Annotated in this window: 23 protein-coding genes and 2 riboswitches; of the genes, 7 read left to right on the top strand and 16 right to left on the bottom strand. The window is 64.3% G+C overall.

Features of this window, described 5'->3' with window-relative positions:
- Positions 1-171: 171 nt before the first annotated feature.
- On the top strand, positions 172-1,083 hold the full coding sequence (locus M3I54_RS08290; protein WP_254334634.1) for a CHAD domain-containing protein: 912 nt from the start codon (positions 172-174) through the stop codon (positions 1,081-1,083).
- A gap of 16 nt (positions 1,084-1,099) precedes the next feature.
- Here the strand turns inward: M3I54_RS08290 and M3I54_RS08285 are convergent, their stop codons facing one another.
- From M3I54_RS08285 to M3I54_RS08275, 3 genes are all read right to left on the bottom strand, one after another.
- Positions 1,100-1,522, bottom strand: a complete 423-nt coding sequence (locus M3I54_RS08285; RefSeq protein ID WP_254334633.1) for a hypothetical protein — start codon at positions 1,520-1,522, stop codon at positions 1,100-1,102.
- Positions 1,523-1,656: 134 nt separating this feature from the next.
- Positions 1,657-3,132: a YncE family protein gene (locus M3I54_RS08280; protein ID WP_254334632.1), complete on the bottom strand. Its 1,476-nt coding sequence runs from the start codon at positions 3,130-3,132 to the stop codon at positions 1,657-1,659.
- Positions 3,133-3,164: 32 nt separating this feature from the next.
- Entirely contained in the window at positions 3,165-3,560 is a 396-nt protein-coding gene (locus M3I54_RS08275; protein WP_254334631.1) for a DUF305 domain-containing protein, read from the bottom strand.
- Between the two features lie 317 nt (positions 3,561-3,877).
- Here M3I54_RS08275 and M3I54_RS08270 point away from each other — a divergent pair, with 317 nt between their 5' ends.
- Together M3I54_RS08270 and M3I54_RS08265 are read left to right on the top strand one after the other, a co-directional pair.
- A complete protein-coding gene (locus M3I54_RS08270) occupies positions 3,878-5,476 on the top strand; it encodes an MFS transporter (protein ID WP_254334630.1) in 1,599 nt (532 codons plus the stop codon).
- Between the two features lie 144 nt (positions 5,477-5,620).
- Positions 5,621-7,582, top strand: a complete 1,962-nt coding sequence (locus M3I54_RS08265) for a phosphatase PAP2 family protein (protein WP_254334628.1) — start codon at positions 5,621-5,623, stop codon at positions 7,580-7,582.
- A 60-nt stretch (positions 7,583-7,642) separates the two neighbouring features.
- On the opposite strand, the gene M3I54_RS08260 is transcribed toward M3I54_RS08265, so the two are convergent.
- On the bottom strand, positions 7,643-8,737 hold the full coding sequence (locus tag M3I54_RS08260; protein WP_254334626.1) for a porin: 1,095 nt from the start codon (positions 8,735-8,737) through the stop codon (positions 7,643-7,645).
- Between the two features lie 267 nt (positions 8,738-9,004).
- Positions 9,005-9,160: riboswitch (cobalamin riboswitch) on the bottom strand.
- A gap of 73 nt (positions 9,161-9,233) precedes the next feature.
- A riboswitch (cobalamin riboswitch) is annotated at positions 9,234-9,416 on the top strand.
- 102 nt (positions 9,417-9,518) lie between these two features.
- On the opposite strand from M3I54_RS08260, the gene M3I54_RS08255 reads away from it, so the two are divergent.
- Positions 9,519-11,450, top strand: coding sequence for a TonB-dependent receptor domain-containing protein (locus M3I54_RS08255; protein WP_254334624.1), 1,932 nt, complete (start codon positions 9,519-9,521; stop codon positions 11,448-11,450).
- 48 nt (positions 11,451-11,498) lie between these two features.
- Here M3I54_RS08255 and M3I54_RS08250 read toward each other — a convergent pair whose 3' ends face one another.
- Both M3I54_RS08250 and M3I54_RS08245 read right to left on the bottom strand, forming a co-directional pair.
- Positions 11,499-12,140, bottom strand: a complete 642-nt coding sequence (locus M3I54_RS08250) for a PQQ-binding-like beta-propeller repeat protein (protein WP_254334622.1) — start codon at positions 12,138-12,140, stop codon at positions 11,499-11,501.
- A gap of 35 nt (positions 12,141-12,175) precedes the next feature.
- Positions 12,176-13,396, bottom strand: coding sequence for a helix-turn-helix domain-containing protein (locus M3I54_RS08245; RefSeq protein ID WP_254334620.1), 1,221 nt, complete (start codon positions 13,394-13,396; stop codon positions 12,176-12,178).
- 149 nt (positions 13,397-13,545) lie between these two features.
- Between M3I54_RS08245 and M3I54_RS08240 the strand changes: the two genes are divergently transcribed.
- A complete protein-coding gene (locus M3I54_RS08240; protein ID WP_254334618.1) occupies positions 13,546-14,310 on the top strand; it encodes a DUF899 domain-containing protein in 765 nt (254 codons plus the stop codon).
- An 8-nt stretch (positions 14,311-14,318) separates the two neighbouring features.
- Positions 14,319-15,128 (top strand): DUF2182 domain-containing protein, encoded by an 810-nt coding sequence (locus M3I54_RS08235; protein WP_254334616.1) that lies wholly within the window; start codon positions 14,319-14,321, stop codon positions 15,126-15,128.
- Between the two features lie 234 nt (positions 15,129-15,362).
- Here M3I54_RS08235 and M3I54_RS08230 read toward each other — a convergent pair whose 3' ends face one another.
- From M3I54_RS08230 to M3I54_RS08185, 10 genes are all read right to left on the bottom strand, one after another.
- Positions 15,363-15,740, bottom strand: a complete 378-nt coding sequence (locus M3I54_RS08230; protein WP_254334614.1) for a BON domain-containing protein — start codon at positions 15,738-15,740, stop codon at positions 15,363-15,365.
- 33 nt (positions 15,741-15,773) lie between these two features.
- Positions 15,774-16,925: a porin gene (locus M3I54_RS08225; protein WP_254334612.1), complete on the bottom strand. Its 1,152-nt coding sequence runs from the start codon at positions 16,923-16,925 to the stop codon at positions 15,774-15,776.
- A gap of 109 nt (positions 16,926-17,034) precedes the next feature.
- On the bottom strand, positions 17,035-18,666 hold the full coding sequence (locus M3I54_RS08220; protein ID WP_254334610.1) for a 3-(methylthio)propionyl-CoA ligase: 1,632 nt from the start codon (positions 18,664-18,666) through the stop codon (positions 17,035-17,037).
- A 60-nt stretch (positions 18,667-18,726) separates the two neighbouring features.
- Positions 18,727-19,059, bottom strand: coding sequence for a Rieske 2Fe-2S domain-containing protein (locus M3I54_RS08215; RefSeq protein WP_254334608.1), 333 nt, complete (start codon positions 19,057-19,059; stop codon positions 18,727-18,729).
- Positions 19,060-19,091: 32 nt separating this feature from the next.
- Positions 19,092-19,802 carry a DsbA family oxidoreductase gene (locus M3I54_RS08210; protein ID WP_254334606.1) on the bottom strand — a complete coding sequence of 237 codons (711 nt, stop codon included), beginning with the start codon at positions 19,800-19,802 and terminating at the stop codon, positions 19,092-19,094.
- A complete protein-coding gene (locus tag M3I54_RS08205) occupies positions 19,789-20,349 on the bottom strand; it encodes an alpha/beta hydrolase (protein ID WP_254334604.1) in 561 nt (186 codons plus the stop codon). Before M3I54_RS08205 ends, M3I54_RS08210 begins: the two co-directional genes overlap by 14 nt.
- A gap of 22 nt (positions 20,350-20,371) precedes the next feature.
- Positions 20,372-21,220, bottom strand: a complete 849-nt coding sequence (locus M3I54_RS08200; protein WP_254334602.1) for a TauD/TfdA family dioxygenase — start codon at positions 21,218-21,220, stop codon at positions 20,372-20,374.
- A 10-nt stretch (positions 21,221-21,230) separates the two neighbouring features.
- Positions 21,231-22,211 (bottom strand): quinone oxidoreductase, encoded by a 981-nt coding sequence (locus M3I54_RS08195; RefSeq protein ID WP_254334599.1) that lies wholly within the window; start codon positions 22,209-22,211, stop codon positions 21,231-21,233.
- Positions 22,212-22,285: 74 nt separating this feature from the next.
- Positions 22,286-23,617, bottom strand: coding sequence for an MFS transporter (locus M3I54_RS08190; RefSeq protein ID WP_254334598.1), 1,332 nt, complete (start codon positions 23,615-23,617; stop codon positions 22,286-22,288).
- Between the two features lie 132 nt (positions 23,618-23,749).
- Positions 23,750-24,805, bottom strand: a complete 1,056-nt coding sequence (locus M3I54_RS08185; protein ID WP_254334596.1) for a 3-keto-5-aminohexanoate cleavage protein — start codon at positions 24,803-24,805, stop codon at positions 23,750-23,752.
- Positions 24,806-25,050: 245 nt separating this feature from the next.
- Here M3I54_RS08185 and M3I54_RS08180 point away from each other — a divergent pair, with 245 nt between their 5' ends.
- Positions 25,051-26,052 carry an AraC family transcriptional regulator gene (locus tag M3I54_RS08180; protein ID WP_254334593.1) on the top strand — a complete coding sequence of 334 codons (1,002 nt, stop codon included), beginning with the start codon at positions 25,051-25,053 and terminating at the stop codon, positions 26,050-26,052.
- Positions 26,053-26,065: the final 13 nt, after the last annotated feature.

Genomic DNA, 26,065 nt, shown 5'->3' with positions numbered 1-26,065 from the left:
CTTAGCTAAGCATCGTAATACAGAAAATCAGAAGTTCAACCTGCTGGCGACGCAAAGGCTGTCAACTCGTCAGAATTTGCACACTTCATCAAATCGTCACGAAGATTAGGTTGCCAACCGCCCATATGGTATGGTTTGGGCCAACCTGTTTTTGTCAGACTCGAGGCTGAAATGGATATGGACGGTGACTGGCCCTTGCCGCGGCCGCGCACTCGCTTCAGAATCGATCGGCGCCGCCCCGCTGCGTCACTCACCAGCAAGACCTCCATCGCCAGCACCTTCTCGTCATTGGCCATGCCAGTGGTCGTCGAGGTGGTGCAAAGAACGAAAACCCTGGCGACAGAAGTCGACCCCGAAGCGTTTCATCAGCTTCGGGTGGCCTTCAGAAAACTTCGTGCTTTGTACTGGGCGTACTCGCCCTGGCTCGGTGAGGAAGCCACCGCGCAAGCGAGCGAAGAATTCAAGCGTCTGGCCGCCGTGGCAGGCGGAACGCGCGACTGGGACATCGCAGGTGATCTCCTGAAAACCGCGCAGAAGTCAGACGCATCCATCGAACTGCTCGTGAGCGCCGCGCGTGAAAAGCGCGCGCAAGCGGTGGCGCATAGCCAGGCCATGATCAAGAGCGACGCCGTCGAGGCATTTCTGAACGACGCCGTGCTGCGTGCGCAAACCACGCTGCAGTCGTGTTGCAATGATCTTCCGATCCGCGCGTTTGCCAGGCGGCGAGTCCGTATGGCGCAGCGCACGCTTCGAAAGCGCAGCAGACACGCCGCGCGAAGCGAGGCTGGCCACGAGGAAAACCTCCATGACGTGCGCAAGGCCGGTAAAAAGCTGCGGTATCTGCTCGAGTTTTTTCAACCCGTGATCAAAGGCGAGCACGAGCGCACCATCAAGGAACTGACGTCCGTGCAAAAGACGCTGGGGGAGTTCAACGACATTGCCGCGAGCGAGACATTGATCCGCAACACGTCATTCGACGAGGTGCCTGCCGACATCGTCGAGAAATCATTGCAGTGGTTAGAAAGAAAGAAGTGCCAACGAATACACGTGGCCTCGCGAAGAGTGAAAGCGATTTCTGACTGAACCGGCGCCGCCGCTATCACTGGCAGGTCACGACGCTAACAGGCAGATTCTCACTTTCCGTGCCGAGCCGCTGGCGCGATGCGGTGGTGATGGAACCGCCAGGCGGTATGCATTCCGATTGTCCCATCCCCCCGCCTTCCGTTTGCGGCGCGCCGTTGTTGAATGACTGCCACGTGATGATGACCGATGCGCCGCAGTTGTTGATCAGGTCGGTGTAATCGAGTCCCAGTCTGGCGTTCTTCCCGCGATATTCCCGGTCGATGCAGTCTGTCGAAAGCTCACTCGGCTCGAAGCGGGGTGAGGCTGCGGGCGCTGCACGATCGCCGGCAGCGCTGGCCATGCCGTACGCCAGAAGGAGCAGGAGAAGGACAGTAAGCTGGCTGATAGCCAGATTGCGGGAGGCTCTCATTTCCTCACCTCGCTTTCGGGTGTCGATCACCGTCAGTTAGCTTCCCACAAAAGCTGGCGTCAAGCGTCAGGCGCTGCCTTACGTGGGCAAACAGACAGTCTCGCCCACGCGTCCCGGGCCTTTTACTAAGGAATTCGAAATGACCAGGACGATGCCCGGGACACTCACAAGGCTTGCACCTGCACTGCGGGTCCGGGCGCGCCGCCCACGTTCGGAGCGATCACGAGATATCTTCGGTGATCGGCCACGCCCGGCGTGCCAGGCATGACGACCTGTCGAATCTGGCCCAGCGTGTCGACGATCGCCGAGCCGGCCGGACTGGTCTTGAAGCTCGCGAGGACGTCAATACGGCCGCTGCCGTCGGCGTGGTCCGAAAGTCCGAGGAAATACGGCTGACCCGCCTGCAATCCCGTCACCGCAGCCTGCAGCACCTGCAGCAATCCCTGATCGAATAACGCCACCGAAGTGGGCGCATCGCCATGGTCGGCTGCGCCTCCACCCACCGGAATCAGCATGACGTGCGTAGCCGCGCCGGCCGCGCCGAGCGGCTGCGTGTTGGCCGTGCCATCGCCATCCGGCACGGCGTCGGGCACATACGCCACGGCTTGCGGCGCCTGGCCGACCGGCACCGTGGCGATGACCTGGTTGGTCAGCGTGTCGATTGCCGTCATCGCATCGCCGTTTTCGAGGCCCACGTAGACGCGCGTGCCGTCGCCAGACGGCCAGATGCCGTGCGGCAGGCTGCCGACAGCAATGGTCGCCACCTGCGAAAAATCGTCGGTACGGAACACCTTGATCTGGTTCAGGCCTCCCACCGTCACGTATGCAAACATGCCGTGTGCGTTCCGCACGATGTTCACATGATTGGTGATCGGCCCCGTATCGAGCGTTTTCAGCAGTGCAAATGGCGGACGGGCGTCGAACACCTGCGTCTTGCCCACATCCTTCAGCGTGAACCAGACCTGCCGCCCATCAGGCGTTGCTGCAATGTTCGGACAGAACGGGCTCGCCTGCGTGACCCGGCCCACGATCTTGTGATCGGCGACTGAAACGACATCGGTTTCCGGGTTGAAGGACGAGCAGATATATCCGTACTTTCCGTCCGGCGAGAAGATCTGCATGCCCGGCCCGGCTGGCACGATAATGCGCGTCTTCTCTTCGAAGGTCTTGCCGTCGAGCACATCCACGTAATTCTCGCCGCGCACGGTCACCCACACCTCGTTGCCGTCGGGCGTAAAAAACGCCTCGTGCGGGGAGCGGCCCACATAGGTCACGTGCTTGACCGAATTGGTTTGCGTATCGATGAACGTCACCGAGTTCGAGCCGATGGAGACAATGGCAAGTGTGTGATGATCGGGAGAGAAGCCCATACCGTGCACGAGCAACTGACCGTGATAGAGCGGGCTGAAGTTGGCCGGGGTCGGCTCCCCGAGGCGGATGACACCGACCAGACGATTGGCTGCGGGATCGACGATCGAAACGGTGTTCGAAAACTGATCAGACGAATAGACGCGGTCCCGATGGCTGACCGGAATATCGGCAGCCGTTAGCGAGCCGGGGACCTGTCCCGCTTCGGCAAGCGTTGAGGCGGCAAGCGCAGCGGCAGTCAGGGCCGCGCCAAGCATGGCGTTGTATTTCATGACGTTGTCTCCTGCGTCTTGATGCGAGTGGGTCAGTGGGACATCGGCGCCGGCGCAGCGATCGAGTCATGCACCGCGAGGCGCATGGCAACGATCTCCTGCTGTTGCTCGACCACGATCTCCTGAGCGATCCTGCGTAGCTGTTCGTTGTGTCCATGCCGCAGTTCCGCCATGGCCATGTCGATCGCGCCCTGATGATGGGGAATCATCGTTGCGACGAAATCGCGGTCGACGTCGCCCGTGGGCCTGGCCGCCATCCCGGCCATCATCTTCGTCATGGCCGCGTCGTTTTCCGAAAGAAACGAGCCTTCTTCACTGTTGCGAGACGATCCCGCGTCACTCGACGGCGTGGCGCATAGACCGGCCAGAGAAAGCACGGCCGCACCGCTCACCGTTGCTCGCAAAACGAGCCGAATTGCAGCGTTCATGACGTCCCCTCCGTATCAATCGAATCACATTCGACGTGAAGGCAAACAACGCACTAGCCGATTTACTCCATTCAGACCAAATTCGAATTGCAGATTGACGAGCCACGAAACGTTGGCAAACGCTTCCCGACTCCCGGGCCTGGCGCGGACCGGGTGGAATAACTTCCTCGATGGCGCGTTCGTTCCGTGACATTCGCGTATGCGGGCGTACCATCATTGCACAACGCATGAAGGTCGCACGCGCGGGCCCGAGTGATTGATCTTTTGCCGGGCGCCGCATAGCAGATTAGCCGCGTCGCAGCGGTGAGGAGCGCTACATGGCCACGAGCATTGGGTTTCACGGTCAAGGACGGCAACTGTTGCCCTTTCGCGAGTCGGTATTGGCGATGCTGGGCGTCGCGTCGGTTTCGATGCTGATCGCGCTCGACCAGACCATCGTTGGCACCGCATTGCCGCGCATCGTCGCGGAGCTCAAGGGCTTCGAGCTCTATGCATGGGTCGCGACGGCCTACATGCTTGCGTCGGTCATCACGATTCCGATCTTCGGGCGTCTGGGCGATCTGTTCGGCCGCAAGCCCTTCATGCTGGCAGCCATCCTTGTCTTCACCGTCGCTTCCGTGCTCTGCGGGATGGCGACCAACATGCTGTTTCTCGTGCTCGCGCGCGGCCTGCAGGGCATCGGCGGAGGGATCATGATGGGGACGGTGTTCGCGACCGTCGCCGACCTGTTCCCCGATCCGAGGCTACGCCTGCGTTGGCTGGTGTTCGTCACCTCGGCGTTTGGCCTTGCGAACATGGTCGGGCCGACGCTCGGTGGCATGCTGACCCAGCACGGAAGCTGGCGCCTCGTGTTCTTCGTCAACGTGCCGGTGGGTCTGGTGGCGCTCTTCTTCGTGCACGCTTTCCTGCCGCATCTGCATCATGCCCGCGAAGGCGCGCGGCTGCGTCTCGACTGGCTCGGCGCTTGCGTCGTCGCTGTCACGTTCGGCGCGCTGCAGCTCGCCATCGAACTCTTGCCGAGGCAAGGGTGGACAACTTCGACCATCTTGCTCGCGGTGATCGTGCTGGTCTTTTCGTTGACGCTTTTCTTCTGGGAAAAGCGCATGGGCTATCCGATCATCCCCGTGGACATGCTGCTCGACCGCAAGCTCGGTCCGCTCTTTGCGATGTCGGTGCTCGGCGGGTTTGCGTTGTTCTCGCTCGTTTTCTATGTGCCGCTGCTGTTCCAGGGCGGCTATGCTATGTCGCCACGCTCCTCGGGCATGCTGATCACGCCGCTCCTGCTCGGCACGACGGTCGGCAGCTTCGTGAACAATCGCGTGGTCACGCGCATCCGGCGCGCCAACGCGATCCTCTACGTCGGCTTCGCGTTGTCCGCTTTCGCGAGCCTCGCGGTGGTCGTGCTGCGAGGCAACGAGCCGCATCTCGTGTGGATGGCGTGCATGGGCGCGAGCGGCCTGGGCCTGGGCCTCGTGGGCACGAGCCTCACGGTCTGCTCGCAGCAGATCGTCTCGCGCGACCATCTCGGCGCCGCCACAGCGATGCTGCAATCGCTGCGCACATTCGGCGGCATGCTGGGCACGGCGATGACAGGCGCGCTGCTCGGGCACCTTTACACCATGGGCGTCAATCGCTCGCTCGACTCGTATCAGGCGACGCAGTGGTTCAGGTCGTTTGCGAGTCCCGAACTGCTCGTGGACCGCGCCGACCAGGCCGCGCTCATCAATCGCCTCGTGAGCGCCGGCCATGCCGGCGACGCGATGATGAACTCGGCGCGCAGCGCGCTCGTGGATTCGATCCACATGGGCCTCATCGTCGCTGCTGTGGCCGCGTTCGCCGGCCTGTGTCTCGCATGGTTCGTGCCGCCCGTGCGGGTCGGCTATCTCGAGGCGCGGCAGCAAATGAACGACGCATAATATTTCACCTGCACTGCATTTCCATTACCGTTTAGCAGTCACGTAATAAATTAGTAATTAGGGAGTAATCGAGGGTAAGCATAATTCGCCGCCGTCAGTCAGTAATAACCACACAGCATCAACCACGACGACGGAGCCCTCAGCATGCCCGCATCACGCCACCGAATTCCGCTGCCACTCTACCTGGCAGTGCTTACCAGCATTGTCGCGCTGACCGCCTGCGGAGGCGGCAATAGCGATCCCGCCACCACTGCCGCCATTCCCGCGCCGCCCACCGACCCCGGCTTCGTGGACAACGCGCCGATTCCCGACGTACCGGCTTTCGTCGACAACATCGCGACCAACCAGCGCGGCGACGCGCGTTACGCCACGCTCGCGACCAATGCGGGCGTGCGCGTGGTGGCGCGCTTTCTCGATCTCTGGCAGCCGCTCACGCTGCTCGTGGACGCAGGCGTTTCCGCGCCCGCCAACGGCACGTTCCCCGCGGTCGTGCAGTCGACGTGGACGGGCGTCCCCACCGACGGCACTCCCAATGGCACGATCCTCAACAGCACCGTGCTGAACGCGAACATCCAGTACGTTGTGACCGCGACGACCCAGCGCACCCAGGCGCAGGCCGACGCTGCCTACTACGACGACCGCCGCGGCAAGGGCTACAGCGTGACCGACGGCATGGGGCCGCTCACCGCCGCCTGGCGCTCGGCTGCCCAGCAAACCACGAGCATCACGTCGATTCCCGCGGACGCGACCACGACGCTCTACAACGACGCGGGCAACAACGTCGGCGTAGGCAGCACGAGCAACGCGACTTTCGGCAAGGTGGTCGACCTGCTCAACACGATGGGCAACAACGCTTCCACCGAACCCGCCAAACGCTTCTACAAATACGCGCGACCGTTCCGCTGGAGCACGAGCGTCGTGGTCGATCCCACACTCGTGCCGGCCATCAGCACGACGCCTTCGACGGATGGCGGCTTCATCAGCGGCCACGAAGCCGAAGCCATGCGCGACGCGATGACCATGGCCTGGCTCGTGCCGGAGCGTTACCAGGAAATGGCGAGCCGCGGCCTCGAACTCGGCGAAAACCGTATTCTCGCGGGCATGCATTCGCCGCTCGACGTGATCGGCGGCCGCATGTTCGCGCTGGCCGCCACCGCCGCGAATCTCTACGACCCCGCGAACGCCACGCTCAAGAGCGCGGCCTACGCGCAGGCGCACAGCGCGCTCGAACAGGCCACCGGCACGAGCGCCACGACCTTCCCGGCCTTCGCGCATTCGGCGACGACCGCGACCGACCGCTTTGCCGACTATGCGACCAACAAGTCGGAATTCGCGCGCCGCATGATGTTCGGTTTCAGCCAGATCGAATCCACCGAAGCGCCGCCGGTCGTGCCCAAGGGCGCCGAGGTGCTGCTCGAAACGCGCTTCCCGTACCTGAGCGCCGCCCAGCGCCGCGTCGTGCTGAAGACGACGGAAATTGTCTCGGGCTATCCGGTCATGGACGACGCCGAAGGCTGGGGCCGTCTGAACATGTTTGGTGCTGCAGATGGTTATGGCGCATTCAACGGCAACGTGATCGTCGCGATGGACGCGACCCAGGGCGGCTTCAACGCCGCCGACACCTGGCGCAACGACATCGCCGGCTCGGGCAAGCTCACGCTGCAGGGCAGCGGCACGCTCGCGCTCGCGGGCAATAACAGTTACACGGGCGGCTCGCAGGTGAGCGGCGGCGTGCTCGCCGCAGCGTCAATCACGGCCTTCGGCAACGGCGACGTGTACGTTGGGTCCGGTGGCAGCGTGACCGTGGCGACGAGCGCGCCGTTGACGGTGGCGGGCAAGTACACGCAGCTCGACAGTGCGACGCTCGAACTCGACATCGACGGCAACGGCGGCGGACGCCTGCGCGTGGGCGGCCAGCTCACGGTGGTGGGCGGCACGCTGCATGTGAAGTTCGTGAACGGCTATACGCCGAAAGCCGGCGACACGATCGACGTGATCGACGGCAGCGGCGCATCGGTGAAATTCGCAACGGTCACGGTGGACGGCTTCAAGGCCGCGCCCGTTTATTCTTCGACCGGCGTTGCTGTAAAGCTTTCGGCTTCATGATGTAGACACGCAGCAAAGCGGCCTCGAATCGCAAGGGTTCGGGGCCGCTTCGAGTGTGCGTCAGAAGCGATGCCGCACGCCCGCCGCCACCAGCACCTGGTTGCGGCCGCCCGATGGGTCGCAGGTATTGATCATCGCGAGCGCACCGGACGACGCGCGCTGATAGATCGCCTCGGTATAAACATCCGTGCGTTTCGACAGTTGATAGTCGGCCTGCAGCGCGCCTTGATGCCAATGCGCGGAGGTCGCGCCTGTGTATGCATACATGCCCGCCAACGATAACGCGGGCGTCACCTGCCAAAGCGCATTCACTTCGTAGTTGCTGAAGGCGATCGACGGCAGCGGCGCGCCGCCGTCGGCCTCGCTCACACCGGTATGAATGGAACGTGACCAGGCCGCGCCGAGCGTCACGTCGCCGAGCACGTAGCTCATGCCCGCGCCAATGGTGTCTTCGCGCTGTACCGCGACTTCGGTCGGCACGAGGCCCGCACCCGGCAGCACCGACGTATCGTACGCACCCACCGAAGAGGTGCCGCGTCCGTCGATGTGCATCCACGCCACGCCAGCGCTGAACGGGCCGCCTTCGTAATGGGCGCCGAAGCCATAGGCGCGGTTCTGCGCGAAGCGCCCCGCCGCGTTCGAAAACGCGTACATCGCGCCGGCGCTGAAACCACCGTACGTTGCGCTCGCAACCTTCACGGCGTTCGAGGCGAGCCACGAATTGTTGGCGTTGTCGTTGTCGAACGGATGCGCGAATGCCGTGCCGCCCGCGCCGCCTGTGAGCGTGAACGGGGCGAAGTAGTCGTGCATCGTGTCGTACTGGCGGCCTAGCGTGATCGTGCCAAGTCGTTCCGATTGCAAACCAACATAGAACGGATGGTCGTTGAAGGCCTCGCCGGAAGTGACCGAGAAGCCGCGCTCGAGGCGAAAGATCGCGGCGTTGCCGCCGCCGAGATCCTCGGTGCCCTGCAGGCCCCAGAAACTGCCGTCGATGAGGCCCGATCCTGCGCGATATTGGGTGCGGCCGCCAACGTCGCTGACATAGTCGACGCTAGTGTCCATCTCACCGTACAAAGTGACCTGCTGCGCCGAGGCGCCAGCGCCTGTCAATGCCAAAGCCGTCGCACCGAGAACGGCCAGAATGTTCTTGCTCATGAGTCTTCTTGTTTATGTTTGTCGGGAAAGCATGGACGAGCGCCGTCAGCCCTCGCTCGATGCGGCGAGGCGCCCCGACGTCGTCGTTAGTTCGTCGCTAGTTCGTCGCTAGTTCGTCGTTGTCCAGCGCGCCATTGAACAGCGAACGCATCGGCCCGCGAGCGGTCTTTCGCCGCATGGGGACCGGTGTTGGCGGCCGGATTGGCCCGCTCTTCTAACGTATGAGGGTGTGCATTGACGGCTCCTTGGGTTACGCGCCCAGGAATGAGTCGTGAAAAGAACGTAGCGAGGTCTGACTTCTGGCTCGATTGGCTGACAGCCAGTCACAGTGGCGCGACCGTGCCGGATTCCCGCCGGCTTCCCTGCTACGTTTCGCTCGTGCAGCGCTTACGCGCAAAAAACAGCTGCAAGGATAACGTAAGTCACGGGAGTGGCCAAACCGGGTGTTTTCGCCACATGACGCCCGTCAAAGGTTGACGCAACGAAGGCGCGGCCATTACCCTTGCGCGCTGATGGTTCCCGGCGACGGGATCAAAAGGGAACGCAGTGCAAGACTGCGGCTGCCCCCGCAACTGTAAGCGGCGAGTCCATGCCAGAGAGGGCCACTGGGAAACCGGGAAGGCCGGCAACGGATGTCGACCCGCGAGCCAGGAGACCTGCCATCAGCCGAGTCCAGCAGCCGCAGCGGGCGGGGATCCCCAATGCGCAAGCACCGCCCACGCGCCGGTCGCCCGTTGCACGGACAGCCCGTATTTCAGGAGCTGTTTCCAGCCACCGCATCATGAAGTTTCGCCAATTCGTTTTGACCTCCGCCGCGCTCGCCTGTGCGTGGCAAACCGCGCATGCCGCCAATGCATCGCCCACCCAGGCGCAGCAGCAAGCCGGCGACGACACCACGCTGCCCAATATCCTCGTCGTGGGCGACACGCAGCATCTGCCGCAATCGTTCGACCAGCGCTACGCAACCACCCAGGTGCTCACACGCGAAGACCTCGACCGCGTCTCCCCTGTCGACCCCAGCATCGCCCAAGCGCTCGCCACGCTGCCGGGCGTCACCGTCTCGCAGACCGGTGGCCCGGGATCCTATACGGGGGTGAGCATCCGCGGGTCGTCGGCTGACCAGGTGGCCGTGTTCATCGACGGCATACGCGTGGGCTCCGTCACCACGGGCACGGCCGAATGGGCCGATCTTGCGACCGCCTCGTTCGATCGCGTCGAGGTGATCTCGGGCCCCGCGGCCGCCTCGTTCGGCGCGGATGCCATGGGCGGTGTCGTCCAGCTCTTCACGCGCCATGCGTCGAACCAGCCGAACCAGACCACCGTCTCGTTCGGCGGCGGCTCGAACAAGACCTTCGACACGCAGGTGCGCACCTCGGGGACGGTCGGCGCTACAGGACCGCTTTCCGCACTGAGCGGCCTCACCTACTCGCTGGGCCTGCACGACTACAACACTGCGGGCATCGACGCGACGCAACCGTGGGCTTACGGTCACGAAGACGGCCGCAACCCCTACCACGCGCAGAACCTGGACGCGCGCCTCGGCTACGCGCACGACAACTGGTCGATCTCGACCTTCGCGCTCTACCACCGCTCCGATCTCTCGTACGACAACGCGGGAGGCAACGACCGCCAGCGCGACAACCAGCTCACGACCGGCCTCGCGTTCCACCTCGACATCGCGCCGACCACGCAGTTCGACCAGTCCGTGGGCTACGCGACGGACCGCCAGTTCATCTATTCGAACGACCCGACGATCCCGACCGACGAGATCGACTCGACGCGCTTTGCCACCTCCACGTCGATCACGCACCAGGAAAGGGGCCACACGCTCTTCGGCATGCCGCTCGACGGCGAGACCAAGCTCGCCTACGACTACTCGCGCGAGCTGGCGTTCCTGCCCGTGGATGTGCCGGGCGGTTTGCCCGCGCGCAACGATTCGGCCGTGTCGATGCATCAGTCCACCACGCTCGGACCCGTCACGCTGTTTCTGGCGGGGCGGCACGAGATCGTGCAGGGGCAATCGGTGAACACGGGCAACGTCGCGCTCTCGTGGGCGATCACGCCGGTCTACACTGCGCGCGTTTCGTACGGCAATGCGTTCCGCCTGCCTACGTTCAACGACCTTTACTATCCGGGCTACTCGAACCCCAACCTGCTGCCCGAGCGCAGCGACTCGGTCGAAGCCGCGTTCGATGCCACCACTTCGATCGGCACGTTCACGGCAGCCGTGTACGACACGCGCGTGCACGATCTCATCACGTACAACTCACAAACCTTCCTGCCCGTGAACGTGGGCCGCGCGCACATTCAGGGTCTCGACCTCTCGTACAAGGGCACGCTCGGCAAATACACGCCGGTGAGCCTCACGGTGGGGATTCTGAATCCGCAGGACGTGACCGACCAGACCTGGCTCAATCGCCGCCCGCGCCAGACCGTGAGCCTGAGCGTGGATCACACGTGGGACGAGTTCCAGCTCCACGCGCTCAGTACCGGCGTTTCGCTGCTGTATAACGGCTCGACGTTCGACGACCAGCTCAACACGATCTACCTGCCTTCGTGGACGACGGTGAGCCTGCGCGCGTCGTACCAGGTCAACGCGCATCTCGCGCTTTCGGCCACGCTTGCGAACGTGTTCAACCGGCAGTACGTGACGGCCTACGGGTACAACACACTGGGGCGCACGGCGTTTGGCAAGGTCACCTATACGTTCTGAGCGTTGCGTGCGAGCGGGTGCGCTCGAGCTTCTCGCCCGCCCGCTCGCCTAGCCCTCGCGCTTCGGCCGCCGCACGGCGCGAATCTTCCCGCTGTTGCCGCCGCCACAGAAAAACTGCTCGCCGCCATCGGACTCCAGCCCCGAAACGGCGGTGCCGGGCGGCATGTCGAGCTGTTCCAGCACTTCGCCCGTGCCTGGATCGATACGCCGCAAATCGCTCTCGTCGCCTTCCCAGGTGCCGTGCCACAGCTCGCCGTCCACCCACGTCACGCCCGTGACGAAGCGGCTCGATTCGAGCGTGCGCAAAATCGCACCCGTCTGCGGATCGACCTGATGGATCTTGCGCTCGCGATACACCCCGACCCAGAGCGTGCCGTCCGCCCACGCGAGTCCCGAGTCGCCGCCGCCTCCGGGCGCGGGAATCGTGGCGAGCACGCGGCCCGTTTCGGGGTCGATCTTGTGGATGCGGTCCTCGGCGATCTGAAACAGATGCCGCCCGTCGAAGGCCGTGCCCGCGTGCGCCGCAATGTCGATCGAACGCTGCGTCTGGCCGCTCTCAGGATCGAGCGACGCAATGCGCTCGCCCACGGCGAACCACACCTGCTTGCCGTCGTACGAGACCCCGCCCACCTTCTCGATGCCGGGAAAAGGGCCGTACTCGCGGACGATTTCGGCGGTCGAACGTTTCATGATTTCCTCCTTGGATGGCGGCACAGGCGTTCATCCTAATCGCCTGGCAGCGGCGCGGGGAGTAACAAGGTCGTCGCGAATCCGGGGACGGGCGGCGTGGTCCAGCGGCGCGCGCGTCCGTAGCCGAACCACTGCACCTTGTCCGCCGCGGCGAGCGAATCGAGCGCGCGCTGCACGGTGCGCTGGCTCGCGCCGAGCGCGAGCGCCAGCGCCGAGCTCGACCACGATTCGCCATCGGCGAGAAAAGCCAGCACGGCAGCGTGCTTTTCTTCCACAGGCCGCGCCAGCACCACCACTTCGCTCGCGTTGCGCGGCACCAGCGCAAAGCCCTGCTGGGTCGCGCGGATATCGGCCACGTCGCGCAACAGGGTACGCAAACGGCCGATTTCCACGCGCAGGCGCGCTCGGTGCGTTTCGTCGGCGTGCCGGGTGCGAAAGGCGCGGGCGATGAGCGCATCGCGCGGCACGTCGGCGGGCCACGCCTCCGCCAGCGCGCGGGCGAGCACGAACAGCACGGGGCGCCGTGCAAGCTCGATGACCGTCAGGCCCTCGCGCGCGACGTAGCGGCACGCGTCCACGACGAGCGCCTTTGAGGCGAACAGCGCCTCGACATCCTCCAGCAGCAGCACTTGCTCTTCGCCGCGCGTGATGAGCCGCGCAGCCGGCGAGGTCAACAGCCGCGCGGCGCTCTCGATCTCGGCGCTCAGCGCCGCGATGCCCGCCGCGCGCGCGGCGCGTGCGGCCTCGGAAAGCGAGTGCCGCGCCACCTGCGTTTGAATGCGCCGCATGGCAATGCCGGCGGCGATCAGCTCATGCGCCGCGCGCAATGCGGGCGGCAACGGCGCGGGATCGGCTTCGGCAAGCATGCCCCCGGCCTCGTCGAGCCGGCCGATGAGCAGCAAACGGCGAATTTCCAGGTAGCGCGCGTGCGCGGCGTTGAGGCGGTCGCCATGGGCTTCGAGCGTTTGCCGCGCCGCAGCGAGCGTATCGGTCGGCCAGCCGAGATCGCGTGAGGCGAGCGCGATTTCGGCCTCGGCGACGACGCAGCGCGCGCGAGCCACTGCCTCGCGCGAGCCGAAGCCGCGCGCCGCACTGCGCAGCAGGGCTTTTGCGCGCGCGAAGTCGCCGAGCTGCGCCATGGCGATGCCGCGCAGCGCGAGCGCGGGCGCATCGTCGCGCAACGCGACCCGGTTCAGCGCGCCAAGCGGATCACCGGCCGCGAGCGCGCGCGCCGCAGCCGTGATCAGCGAATCCATGGTCATGTGAATCCCGCCACACTTGTCACTCCCCCTCCTCCTGGGTCCGGACCTAATCTACCACGGCGATCAAACGAATCATCGATCGAACGACGCGGCGGTACGCACAGCACGCCGCGACCAGAGTGAATCCATAGGAGGACCAGGCAATGGCAACTCATACCACAGGAACACGCGAAGACTGGCTTGCGGCGCGCATCGAACTGCTCGCGGCCGAAAAGGAGCACACGCGGCGCGGCGACGCACTGGCGCAGCAGCGTCAGGCGTTACCGTGGGTGAGGGTGGACAAGACGTATCGCTTCGAAACCGAAGATGGCGGCGCCACACTCGCCGATCTCTTCAAGGGGCGCGCGCAGTTGCTGGTTTATCACTTCATGTTCGGGCCGGACTACGCGGCGGGCTGTCCGTCGTGTTCCTCGATTGCGGATGGTTTCGATGGCATCGCCGTGCATCTCGCGAATCACGACGTGCGGCTCATGGCAGTGTCGCGCGCGCCGCTCGCGAAGCTGCTCGGCTACCGCAAGCGTATGGGATGGGATTTTCCGTGGGCCTCGTCGAGCGGCAACGACTTCAACTTCGATTTCAACGTGTCGTTCACCACGGCGCAGCAGCGTGCGGGCGACATCGAATACAACTACGCGCGCAGCGGCCACGCCATGGACATGAATCCGCCGCCCGCGCCTGTTGCCGAGTTCGCGGCGAGCTGCGGCACCGACGCGGCGACCTATACGCGCGACCGTCCGGGTCTCAGCGCATTCGTGCTCGAGGACGGCGTGGTCTATCACACGTACTCGACCTATGCGCGCGGCCTGGATGGCGTGTGGGGCATGTACCAGTGGCTCGACCGCGCGCCGAAAGGACGCAACGAGGCCGGAATCTGGTGGCACCGGCATGATGAGTACGCCCAAAGCTGAGGCGCATCATGGATAGTATCGGCGTGACGGTACGGCGGCACAGCGGTGCGTCGCGTGCGATTTTCTTCGGCGTTTCGTCGCTGGTCTTTGCAGCGAGCGCGGTTGGAACGTTTGTCTGGTGCGCTTCGATGCACGCGATGGGCGGCACGCCAATGCCTGGTGGCTGGACGATTTCCGCGCTTTGGACACCCATGTGTGGACGCACCTGGTTCGACGCCGCCGTATCGTTTGCCGGCATGTGGAACGTGATGATGGTGGCGATGATGTCGCCTGCGGTCGCGCCGGCTTTGTGGCGGTATTTCGAGGCGGTTGGCGATGGACGCGCGGCACGCGCGGGTGGGATGACCGTGATGGCCGGGGCGGGCTATTTCTTTGTGTGGCTCGTTGTTGGGGTGCTCGTGTTCGCGGCGGGGGCGCAACTTACCGCGCTAGCCGTCGAGACGCCAGCATTGGCGCATACCGCGCCAGCCGTGGCGGGTGTCGTCGTCGTGATCGCGGGCGCGTTGCAGTTCTCTGCGTGGAAAGCGCGGTGGCTTGCGTGCTGCGGGAACTTGCCGTCGTGCGGGCATGCGCGGCTCGATGTGCAAGCGGCGCTGCGACACGGCTTGAGGCTCGGTCGGCATTGCCTGTACTGCTGCGGGAATTTGATGGCGGCACTGCTTGCAGCAGGTGTGATGGATCGGCCTGCGATGGCTTTGGTCGCTGCGGCTATCGCTGCGGAGAGGTGGGTGCCGGGCGGCGGAAGAGTCGCTCGCGGGATTGGGGCAACTGCGATTGCGGTAGGAGTGGTGATGGTGGTGCGGGCGGTGTCTGCATAAAAAAATCGCCGTTCCGCACCCGCGAAACGGCGATAAAACGCTCCGACTCTAACGTCGAACTCACGCCTCCAGACTCGCGCCTGCACACGAGCCCGATCGACGCTCCGGACTGTTATTAGCAATCCGGAGTAACAGCAAGAGGTCGACTGGAATCCACCTCCGTGCTGCTGGGCGAAGCCCGGCGCGACCGGGGGGACTACCGACCTCACCGCACTCCGCGCCTCTTGTGGCGGCTCACATGCCGCCGAAAGACTTCTTGACTGTCAGCTTGTTGGTCACCGACGTCACGCCGGGAACGCCCTTCGCGATCTCCTCGACCCTGGCGATCTGCGCGGTGTCCGAAACGGTCCCGTTCAGCGTAATCGCGCCACCTTTGGCGCGCACGCTGATGTTGCCCGCGTCGATTGACTTGTCCTTGCCGATGGCCGCATACACTTTGCGGCGCATGGCGCGATTCGCCTGCCTTTCCGTGGGAACCGCCGTGGGGGCCGCCGTCGCCGACGCCGCCTGCGCCCCCCCAGGCGTGCTCGCGTCTCCCTGCGCCCACGCACTCATGGAAGCCGCCGCGACGAGCGTCGCGATCGCCAATCCAGCTACCGTGGTCTTCTTCATAAATTGCTCCGCTTCTTCTTGAGTTTATGAGGATCAGAACGCGTGACGAATACCCACCATCGCCGCCGTCGTCGATTGGCCCGGCGCGACCGGCGCACCGTAGATGATCGTCTGGTTCATGGTCCCCTTGTTGCTGACGTAGCCGACCTGAGCATAAGCCTTGGTCGCCTTCGAGAGGTTGTATTCGGCGCCCACGGCGACTTCGCTCGAGTGGTTCGCCGAGTTGTTGCGGTCCTTCAAATAGTAGTAGCCCGAAGTGACCTTGAAGACCGGGCTGAACTGGTAACCCAGGCCGGCCGAGATCATTTCGAAGTTATAGGTCGCTTTGGTGAACAAGCTGGACGCGTTGGACGAACTGAACGAGCCGGATATCGAGAATCCGCTGATCGTGTACATCGCGCCGACGTAGTAGAAATTGTTGTTGTTGCGGCCTGTCGCCGGTGCGGCCGGCGTCGTCGGATAGGTGCCCGCGTACGGGTTGGTGTCGTGCCCGCTGTAGTAGACCCCGGCCAGGTTCAGGCCGTAGTTCGAGTACTTGAGCACGGCCGACTCGCGCGTGCCGCCCTGGAACTGCCCCGGCACGCCACCCGGCGCGTACTCCAGCGCGAGCGAAGCACCATAGAATTTCGGCGAGTTATAGACGATCGCGTTGCTGTCATAAAGCGCGCCGATCGGCGCGTTCGTGCTCGTGCCCGGCCAGCCGGCCGCCTGATTGAGGCCCAGCCATGCGGTGAGAATACTGCCGAAGTACTGGGCGCCGCGTACATCGGTGTCCGCCATCGCGTAGATCATCGGGATGATCTGCCGGCCCGCGTCGATCGTCCCGAACCAACCCGATCCGCCGATGGTCGTGATCTGGTTGAACAGCGCAGTCACGCCCGGCGTATCGGACAGGCCCGGCTTGCCGTTATTCGACGTGAACGACCCTTGCAGCTTGAAGTTGATCTTGTAGCCGCCGCCGATGTCCTCGGTCCCCTTCAAACCCCAGATGCTCGAAAAGATGCCGCCGTCCTTAAGTTGCCAGACGCTCCCCAGATTCTTGGCGGTCCCCGAAAAGCTTGCCGCCGAAGTGCTCTGGTACAGCACACCGGTATCAACCACGCCATAAAGCGTGACCGACGATTGCGCATGCGCCGCGCTGGCGAACAGGACCAGTGCTGCCACGCTGCCGAACTTCAATTTCATTGCCTCTCTCCGTGTGTGTGGTCGCCGGGTGGTCCCGGCACCTTTTGTTGTTGCCTGATGGGTACTACCTGAAGGGTATTGCCTGAATGAAACCCTGTGACCAGGGGCCTTAACCAGCTTGCAAGTAGTGACCGCCGTATTGGTCGCGCAGCAGGTTCTTGAGCACCTTGCCCGTTGCACCGATCGGCACGGCATCGACGAACAGCACGGCATCGGGCTTCCACCACTTCGCCACGCGGCCGTCGAAGAACGTGAGCAGGTCGTCGGCTTCGAGCGCGCTGCCCGCCTTCTTCACGATCAACAAGAGCGGCCGCTCGTCCCACTTCGGGTGGCGCGCCGCAATGCACACTGCCGTCGCGACTTCGGGGTGCAGGCTCGCGACGTTTTCAATGTCGGCGGAACTGATCCATTCGCCGCCCGACTTGATGACGTCCTTGCTGCGATCCACGATCTGCATGAAGCCGTCGGCATCGATCTTCGCCACGTCGCCGGTCGGGAACCAGCCGTCCTGCAGCGGCGAAGCGTAGTCGCCGCCGAAGTATTCGCTCGCGACCCAGTGGCCGCGCACCTGCAGGTCGCCGGCAGCATTGCCGTCCCACGGCAGTTCCCTGCCCGCAACGTCGACGATCTTCATGTCGATGCCGAACACCGAGCGTCCCTGCTTCGCCTGCAGCGCGTAGCGCTCATCTTCCGCCAGCTCGGTCTGATGCGCCTTGAAGCTGCAAACCGTGCCAACCGGGCTCAGCTCCGTCATGCCCCACGCGTGCAGCACGTCGACGCGATGGCGCTTCTGGAACGCCTGGGTCATCGCGCTCGGGCAGGGCGCGCCACCGATGACCGAGCGGCGCATGGAGGAGAACGAACCCGCTACCGATTCGACGTGCGAAAGCAGGCCTTGCCAGACAGTCGGCACGCCAGCCGAAAGCGTGACCTGCTCTGCCTCGATCAGTTGATACAGCGACTCGCCATCCAGCGCCGGGCCCGGAAACACGAGCTTCGCACCGGTCATACAGGCGATGTACGGCAGGCCCCACGCATTCACATGGAACATCGGCACCACCGGCAGGATCGCGTCGCGCGCCGAGCAGTTCAGCGCATCGGGCAGCGCCGCCGCGTAGGTGTGCAGCAGCGTCGAGCGGTGGCTATAGAGGACGCCTTTCGGATTGCCAGTCGTACCCGACGTATAGCAGAGCGACGAGGCGCTGTTTTCATCGAGCAGCGGCCATTCGAAATCGTCCTTGTGATTGTCGACCAGGTCCTCATAGCAGAGGAGTCTCGATCCAAGGCTATGGTGGCGCGGCATATGCGCGCGATCGGTCATGGCGACGAAAAATCTCGGGCACGTCACGCGCTCCGCGACGCTTTCGATGAGCGGCAGGAACGTGAGATCGAAGAAGATCACGCGGTCCTGCGCATGCTCGATGATGTACACGAGCTGATCGGCGTGGAGCCGGGGATTCAGCGTATGCAGCACGGCGCCCGAACCCGATACCGCGAAGTACAGCTCCATGTGCCGGTAGCCATTCCATGCCAGCGTCCCCACGCGCTCGCCCGGCGCGATGACGAGGCTCGACAGCGCATTCGCCATGCGGCGCGCGCGCTGCGCGAGATCCTGATAGCGGTAGCGGTGAATGTCGCCTTCCACGCGGCGCGAGACGATTTCCCGCGCGCCGTGATGGCGTTCTGCATGCTTGAGCAGTGAAGCAACCAGGAGCGGTTGCTCCATCATCAGACCTTGCATGGTTTGCGATCCTAAGTAAACGTTGTTCGTGTGCGGTTGTTGAACTGCCCTGCCGCGCGGCTATGTCTGGCTGGAAGCCGACGCTTCCATAACATTCACCAGCAGCTTTCCTTCCGCGGTCCGCACAGGAAACGTCGTGAGTTTCAGTCCGCCCGCGCCCGGCATACAGCCGCTGCGCACGTCGAAGCGCAGTCCATGCGCCGGGCAGCGCAACATGCATCCTTCGAGCGCGCCGCTCGCGAGCGAGGCGCCGTTGTGCGGGCACGAATTGTCGATCGCGTGCATCTGTCCTTCGATATTGAACAGAACGATGCTGCGGCCATCGACGAAAACCAGCTTACGCTGGCCCGGCGCAAGTTCGTCGGCCATGCCGACCGGTACTTCACGTGTCATTCCCGCTCCCCCTCGACTTCCTTCAGCTCGCCTCAGTGTGCGAGCGCCAGCGCCATCGTGCCGGCCATCGCCACCGGCGAATACACGCCCGAGAGCGAATAACCCGTGTTGAACACGAAATACGGCACGCCGTTCACCTGCGGGTCGGCGTAGGGAACGCGCTGACCTGTCGGGTCCGCGAGGCGTTCTGATGCGGCAAAGTGCGCCGCCAGGTTCTCGCGTTCGAGGCCGCACTCAAGACCCAGACGCTCGAGCACCGCGTAATCGCCGATGTTCTGGCCTTCCATGAAGTAGGCCTTGAACACGCGGTCGATCAGCGCCGCACTCTGTTCGCGCGTGCCGCGGCTAGCGGCAAACGTGACGAGGTCGTGTGCGGCCGCGGTGTTCGGCATCACCTCGATGCGTTCGAATGCGAACTCGACACCCGCGTCGCGCCCCGCGCGCTGCACTTGCGCACGCCGTGCGGCTAGCGCTTCGGCGCTGCCCAGGCGGTCGCGGTAGAACGCCTGATACGGCAAGCCTTCGAGCGGCGTCCACGGCAGCAGTTGGTGCGAGCGCCACTGCACGCGCACGCGCACGTCGGGCCGCGAACTCGCGAAACGCGCGACCGCTGCGTCCAGATTGCGCTTGCCGATCAGGCACCACGGGCAGATGAAATCGAAGAAGGCTTCGATCGTCAGCACAGCCGGTTCACCTGCGTCGCGACTCGCCTGCGCCGCCCACTTTTGATCAGACAAGTTCATGAATCAACATCTCCGCCATGGGCCATTCGCCAAAACCCGCCGCGGGATTCAGATGACCGACTTCGCCCAGGTCGACGAGGCTGCTGCCCCAGTCTTTCGCCATGACTTCCACGCGCTCGAAGCGCGCGAGCGGATCGTTGCGGCTCGCGCCCACGATGCTCGGGAACGGCAGCGGCTTGCGCGGAATCGGGTTCCAGCCGTGCTCGACTAGTGCATCGAATGCCGGGTAACCCGGCGGGAGCGGCGTTTCGAGGTCGGCCGGCGCGGCGAGCAACGCGCCGTGAATCTTGCGGCTGTGCTGCTGCGCCCAATGCACCGTGATCATCACGCCCGCGCTATGCGCCACGAGAATGACGGGACCGTCAATCTTCGCGAGCGCCGCGTCGAGCGCGGCCACGCGCGCTGCGCAGCTGAGCTTGTCGTGCTCGAGCGGCGGCACCGAAGCCGCGTTGGGCAGCTTTTGCTGCAGCAGCGTTTGCCAGTGCTCCGCCACGTGGTCGCGCAACCCCGGAACCATCAGGATGGTCGGTGTGGTCTTCAGCGTCATTTGTTATGGTCTCCAGCGCGCTTCAGTACGGCTTGTCGCCGACAATGCCGGCGCGTTCCATCTTGCGGTGGCACGGCGGGTAGTCCATCACCGCATAGTGCTGGGTGCTGCGGTTGTCCCAGATCGCGATGCTGTTCGGCTTCCAGCGCCAGCGCACCTGGTACTCCGGAATATAGGCCTGGCTCACGAGATAGCGCAGCAGGTCGCCCGCGCCCGGATTGGCGTCCTGCCCAAAGCGCACGCGCTCGGGCGTGTGATAGTTCGTGAAGTGCGTCGCGAACGCGCTCACGAACAGCACTTTTTCGCCGGTCTCAGGATGCGTGCGCACCACCGGGTGTTCCGCATCGGGAAACTGCGCCTTCAAGGCATGGCGTTTCTCGATCGGCATGGCCGCGCCAAAGCTCGCCTCGATGCTGTGACGCGCATACAGCCCGGCGATCGTCGCCTTCACGTGTTCCGGCAGCTTCTCGTAGGCGAGCACCATGTTCGCCCACATCGTGTCGCCGCCCACGGGCGGGCACTCCACGCAGCGCAGCACCGCGCCGAACTGCGGCGCCTCGCGCCAGGTGGCGTCCGCGTGCCACGCGTTTTCGTAGCGGTCGTTGGGCTGGTCCGGGTTCTTGTAGATGCGCACGAGGCCCGGATGGTCAGGGTCGCTGCCCGCAACCGGATGGTCCTCCAGCTCGCCGAAGCGGCGCGCAAACGCCACGTGTTCGGTGCGCGTGATGTTCTGATCGCGCAGGAACAGGACGCGGTGCTTGAGCAGCGCCGCGCGAATCTCGGCAAAGAGCCCGTCGTCGTGAACGGCATCGGCGAGATTCACGCCGGTCAGTTCCGCGCCGATGGCATAAGTCAGTTGTTCGACTTTCATGCTGCGCTCCTCAGATGACGAAGACCGACGACCCCGTCGTCTTGCGTGCTTCGAGGTCGCGATGCGCCTGCACCGCGTCTTCCAGCGCGTAACGCTGGTTCAGTTCGATCTTGATGCGGCCTGCGGCGACATGCCCGAAAAGCTCGCCGGCAAGCGCGTTCTTCTCCGCGGGGTCGGCGATATAGTCCGCCAGCGCCGGGCGCGTGAGATAGAGCGAGCCTTTCATCGCGAGAATCTGCGGATTGAACGGCGGAATCGGACCGGAAGCCGTGCCGACGCAAACCATCAGGCCGCGGCGCTTGAGCGAGTCGAGCGACGCCTCGAAGGTATCCTTGCCCACGCTGTCGAACACCACGTTCACGCCCACGCCGTTCGTCAGTTCGCGCACGCGCTTCGCGACATCTTCGCGGCCGTAGTAAATGATGTGGTCGCAACCATGCGCGTGCGCCACTTCGCCCTTCGCCTCGTTCGACACCGTGCCGATCACCGTGAGGCCCAGCAGCTTCGCCCACTGCGAGACGATCAGACCGACACCGCCTGCCGCTGCATGCAGCAGGATCGTGTCGCCGGCCTTGAAATCGTGAATGCGGCGCATGAGGTACGAAGAAGTGAGGCCTCGCATGGTCATGCCAGCCGCCGTTTCGCACGTAATCGCGTCGGGCAGCTTGATGAGCGGGGCCGCCGGAATCAGGCGTTCGGTGCTGTACGCGCCGAGCGTGTTGATGAAACCGGTGTAGGTCACGCGGTCGCCCACCGCGACGTTGCTCACTTCGGGGCCCACGTCCTCGACCACGCCCGCGGCTTCCACACCCATGCCAGCAGGCAGCGGAACGGGGTACAGGCCGGAGCGGAAGTAGGTATCCGCGAAATTCAGGCCGACTGCCTCATGGCGCAGGCGGACCTGTCCGGGGCCGGGGTCGCCCACTTCGACGCTCTCGTAGCGCAAGACTTCGGGACCGCCGGTTTCGTGGAAGCGCACTGCTTTCGCCATGTTCAATCTCCTATCCTTTACTCAAACGCATTGACTGAGACTCAGTCAAGCTGACTCAAACTGCCTGTTCAAATTCATCGTTGTGCGCGGCCACCGGCTTCTTCGCGCAGTGCGTTCACACGATCCAGATCGACGGCGTAGTTGCGCTTGCCGATCAGGAAAACAGCTGCCGCTACGAGCGGCGCGAACGGTACGAGCTGCAGCGCGCCAAGCAGGCCGATATGGTCGGCGGCGATGCCGGTGAGCACCGCGGCAGGCGCAAGACCGAGCAGGTTGTTCGCCAGCGTCAGCGTGGCGAACGCCGAGGCGTGGATCGAAGGCGGCGTGAGGTTCGCCACCATCGCGCCCGAGGGGCCCGCCGCGCCTGCGCAGAAGAACATGGCCGCGCCGATCAGAACCAGCTGCGCCGGGCCCGTCGGCATGCGCAAGCCGACCGTGAGCAAAGCGAAGCAGATCAGGCAGTACGCGATGGCGATGCTCCATTTCCGCGCGCCGTTATCCTTGCTGAAGCGGTCCGCGAGGTTGCCGCACACCACCATGCCAACACCCGTCACCAGCACGAACAGCGCGGCGGTTCCGGCCGCTTTGCCCGTGGCCATGCCGTAGTAGCGGTTCAAAAAGCTCGGCAGCCAGCTCCACACGGCCGCCGGCACGAGCAGATGCACGCCGCTGCCGACATACGCACACACCACGGAGCGCGTGGAAAACAGGCCCTTGAGCAACGTGCGCAGGCTCATGCGCATGCCGAGGCCATTCGCCTCGCGGCTCCCGCTTGCCGGCTGCAGCGTGGCAATGCGCTCTTCCGTGACGACGATGCGATAGATCACGACCAGCACGATCCCCATGGCCGCCATCGCGCCGAATGCCGCGCGCCAGCCGAGCTGCGCCGCCACCGCACCGCCCAGCGCCATGCCCAGCACCGAGCCGAACGCACCGCCCGCCATGAACGCGCCCGTAATCGTGGAGCGCAGCCGCACCGGAAAAATACTCAGGACAACGGCAATACCCACGCTGCCATAAGCGGCTTCGCCGATGCCGACGAAGGCGCGTGCGAGCAGCATTTCGCCGTAGTTCGTCGAGAGCGCGCAGCCAAGCGTGGCAATGCTCCACAGCGCCGCCATCAGGACAATGCTCTTCACGCGGCCCCAGCGGTCGGCGAGCACCGACAGCGGAAACGTGAGCACGCCCACCATCAGCGCGACCACGCTGCTCAGCGAGCCGAGCCGCGTATCCGAGAGATTCCATGTGGTCTTGAGCAGCGGAAAAACCGCATTCAGGACCTGCCGTGACATGTAGTCCGAAAGCAGCAGCCCGACCGTCAAGGCAAACACAACCCACGCATACGCGCGCACGTTCGTCCCGGTCTTCGTCAATTCGCCCGCGTTGGGCTCGGCATGCGTAAGCATGGGTTGTCTCCTGGGTATCCCGCTCTCCGGCGGGTTCCGTTGTTCTCTCAGTGTCCAGCAGGTACCGGGCAAGCGCCAGACACCCGTTTCGAGGCCCGCGCTCGCACACATGCGCGCCGGGCCCCGCAGCCATTACGCCGCGCGCAGCGGCATGTTCTTCACGCCGGCCACGCGGTTCGGCGCCATGCCGTTGGCCGCCAGCGTTTCGTCGATCGTCTCGTACTGCACGCCAATCTTGTAGATCTCGCGCGCTTCCGTGCCCGTGGCAATCTCGCGGCCCAGTTCGCGCGCCACGCGCACGCACTGCTCGATCTGCTGCACGGACGTGAAGCGCTTGCCGTGCTGGTCGATGATCGTGTCTTCAATGCCGCAGCGCGGGTGCAGGCCCATGGACAGCGCCATCATGTTGAACGGCAGCACGTTCTTGAGCAGCGATTCCGCCGTGATCGTGCAGCCATCGGGCGCGCGATGCACGAAGTTGAAGAAGTTGAACGGGTTCGGGCCGTCGAAGCCGCCGCCAATGCCGATCCATGTGAGGTTCAGCGGGCCCTTGTACACGCCCTTGCGCACGAGGCGGTCGAGCGTTTCGAGCGCGTGGATGCCTGTGAGCTGGAAGTGCGGCTGAATGCCCGAAGCCTGCAGGCGACGCAGATGCTCCTCGACCCACGCCGGACCGGCGGGGACCGTCATTTCGCTATACGCGGCCATGAACGCCGGGTTGGAGAGCGAGGTGCCAGCCAGGTATTCCGGGTAAAGCAGCTCCATGATGTTCATCTGCGTGGTGTTGATCGCCACGGTCACCTGATCCGGCTTCGGCTCGAGGTCGGCCAGCATGTGACGCGTGTCGTCCGAGAGCCACTTCGCGGCTTCGCCTTCGTCTTCCGGCGCGAACGAGATCGAACCACCCACCTGAATGATCATGTCCGGCACCGCGGCGCGCACGCCTGCGATCAGCTCATTGAACTTCGAGAGGCGCTTGGAGCCCTTGCCGTCGAGTTCGCGCACGTGCAGGTGCAGCACCGTTGCGCCCGCGTTGTAGCAGTCCACGGCCTTCTGGATCTGTTCTTCCATCGTCACCGGAATGTCTTCCGGAAAGTCTTCGGGCATCCATTCCGGGCCATACGGCGCGGTGGTGATCACCACCTTGTCCTGGTTCTCGGGGTGCAGCGAATCGTCGAGGAATTGCATCGTGTTCTCCATTATGGGGGACGGTATTTCAACGTTTGGCAACGTGGCGAGGAGCCTGAAATGCCGCTTGGAACCTGGCTGTCCGTTGAGATGCACGATACGGCAATCCTGCGTTACACTTTTCTGATCGCGCGCCATCGTTTTAGTTTTTCGCGCCACCAGGCGTTAACACCGATATAAGCGCAAGCCCATGTATTCGGGGCTGACGAGGCGCAACGAGGGCGCGGCAAGGAGGTGACACGACAATGGAAACAACACTGAGCGCGGTCTCGCTGAGCGGCTATTTCGACGTGGCAAAGCGCGTGGGACTGAACCCGGTCGAGCTTGCCCACGAGGCGGGCGTGGACACCGCGGCGCTCGCAAACCCCGACCACCGCATTCCCGCCGCCGCCGCGTGCCGGTTGCTGGAGCGTTCGGCGGAAAAGGCCGCGTGCCCGACCTTCGCGCTGCAAATGGCCGAGACCCGCCATAAGTTCGGCACCGGCGTGGTCAACATTCTGCTTGCTCACAAGCGCACCCTGCGCGAGGTGCTGCTCGCCACTGCCGAATACCGGCATCTGCTCAACGAAGCGCTCGCGGTGTACGTCGAAGACACGGGCGCAACCGTCACGATCCGCGAGGAACTGGTCGTCGATCCGGGCACCCCGACGTACCAGGCCATCGAGCTCGCGGTGGGCGTGCTCGCGCGTCACTCCAGCGCGCTGCTGGGCGACCACTGGAAACCGCGCGCGGTGCACTTCGTTCACCGGGCGCCGCCCAGCCTCACGTTTCACCGGCGCTTTTTCGGCTGTCCGCTGGAATTCGGCAGCGACTTCAACGGCTTCGTGTGTACGGCCGCCGATCTCGACTACCCGAACCCCGCCGCCGACCCGGAACTGGTGCGCTACGCGGAGAGCCTCGCCGAATCGCTCAACGTGACGGGCATCGATTCCACCGCACTCGAGGTACGCAAGGCTATCTACCTGCTGCTGCCGCTCGAACAGGCGAGCGTCGAGGGGGTGGCCGAGCATCTGCGCCTGAGCGTGCGCACCATGCAGCGCCAGCTCGGGGTGGCCAATACGAGCTTCACGCGGCTCGTGGAAGAAGTGCGGGGTGAACTCGCCGTGCGCTATATGAGCAACCCGCGCTATCCCATCGGGCGGGTTTCCGACTTGCTTGGCTATGCGCAACAGGGCTCGTTCACGAACTGGTTCAGCACGCGCTTTGGCATGACGCCGCGCGACTGGCGCAATAGCCATTTGAAGTGACGGGACTGCGGCG

It is taken from the genome of Paraburkholderia sp. CNPSo 3274, from assembly GCF_024206475.1.
In the GTDB taxonomy this organism is placed as follows: domain Bacteria; phylum Pseudomonadota; class Gammaproteobacteria; order Burkholderiales; family Burkholderiaceae; genus Paraburkholderia.
The sequence above is the reverse complement of the archived record's forward strand: the minus strand, read 5'-3'. Positions and strand labels throughout refer to the sequence as shown.

Bases quoted from the DNA above. Each gene is read 5' to 3' on its own strand.
- M3I54_RS08280 (WP_254334632.1), bottom strand. From the start codon at position 3,132: ATGAAATACAACGCCATGCTTGGCGCGGCCCTGACTGCCGCTGCGCTT.
- M3I54_RS08255 (WP_254334624.1), top strand. From the start codon at position 9,519: ATGAAGTTTCGCCAATTCGTTTTGACCTCCGCCGCGCTCGCCTGTGCG.
- M3I54_RS08220 (WP_254334610.1), bottom strand. From the start codon at position 18,666: ATGCAAGGTCTGATGATGGAGCAACCGCTCCTGGTTGCTTCACTGCTC.
- M3I54_RS08265 (WP_254334628.1), top strand. From the start codon at position 5,621: ATGCCCGCATCACGCCACCGAATTCCGCTGCCACTCTACCTGGCAGTG.
- M3I54_RS08200 (WP_254334602.1), bottom strand. From the start codon at position 21,220: ATGAAAGTCGAACAACTGACTTATGCCATCGGCGCGGAACTGACCGGC.
- M3I54_RS08245 (WP_254334620.1), bottom strand. From the start codon at position 13,396: ATGGATTCGCTGATCACGGCTGCGGCGCGCGCGCTCGCGGCCGGTGAT.
- M3I54_RS08225 (WP_254334612.1), bottom strand. From the start codon at position 16,925: ATGAAATTGAAGTTCGGCAGCGTGGCAGCACTGGTCCTGTTCGCCAGC.
- M3I54_RS08260 (WP_254334626.1), bottom strand. From the start codon at position 8,737: ATGAGCAAGAACATTCTGGCCGTTCTCGGTGCGACGGCTTTGGCATTG.
- M3I54_RS08185 (WP_254334596.1), bottom strand. From the start codon at position 24,805: ATGCAATTCCTCGACGATTCGCTGCACCCCGAGAACCAGGACAAGGTG.
- M3I54_RS08250 (WP_254334622.1), bottom strand. From the start codon at position 12,140: ATGAAACGTTCGACCGCCGAAATCGTCCGCGAGTACGGCCCTTTTCCC.
- M3I54_RS08290 (WP_254334634.1), top strand. From the start codon at position 172: ATGGATATGGACGGTGACTGGCCCTTGCCGCGGCCGCGCACTCGCTTC.
- M3I54_RS08205 (WP_254334604.1), bottom strand. From the start codon at position 20,349: ATGACGCTGAAGACCACACCGACCATCCTGATGGTTCCGGGGTTGCGC.
- M3I54_RS08235 (WP_254334616.1), top strand. From the start codon at position 14,319: ATGGATAGTATCGGCGTGACGGTACGGCGGCACAGCGGTGCGTCGCGT.
- M3I54_RS08210 (WP_254334606.1), bottom strand. From the start codon at position 19,802: ATGAACTTGTCTGATCAAAAGTGGGCGGCGCAGGCGAGTCGCGACGCA.
- M3I54_RS08240 (WP_254334618.1), top strand. From the start codon at position 13,546: ATGGCAACTCATACCACAGGAACACGCGAAGACTGGCTTGCGGCGCGC.
- M3I54_RS08230 (WP_254334614.1), bottom strand. From the start codon at position 15,740: ATGAAGAAGACCACGGTAGCTGGATTGGCGATCGCGACGCTCGTCGCG.
- M3I54_RS08270 (WP_254334630.1), top strand. From the start codon at position 3,878: ATGGCCACGAGCATTGGGTTTCACGGTCAAGGACGGCAACTGTTGCCC.
- M3I54_RS08275 (WP_254334631.1), bottom strand. From the start codon at position 3,560: ATGAACGCTGCAATTCGGCTCGTTTTGCGAGCAACGGTGAGCGGTGCG.
- M3I54_RS08215 (WP_254334608.1), bottom strand. From the start codon at position 19,059: ATGACACGTGAAGTACCGGTCGGCATGGCCGACGAACTTGCGCCGGGC.
- M3I54_RS08195 (WP_254334599.1), bottom strand. From the start codon at position 22,211: ATGGCGAAAGCAGTGCGCTTCCACGAAACCGGCGGTCCCGAAGTCTTG.
- M3I54_RS08190 (WP_254334598.1), bottom strand. From the start codon at position 23,617: ATGCTTACGCATGCCGAGCCCAACGCGGGCGAATTGACGAAGACCGGG.
- M3I54_RS08180 (WP_254334593.1), top strand. From the start codon at position 25,051: ATGGAAACAACACTGAGCGCGGTCTCGCTGAGCGGCTATTTCGACGTG.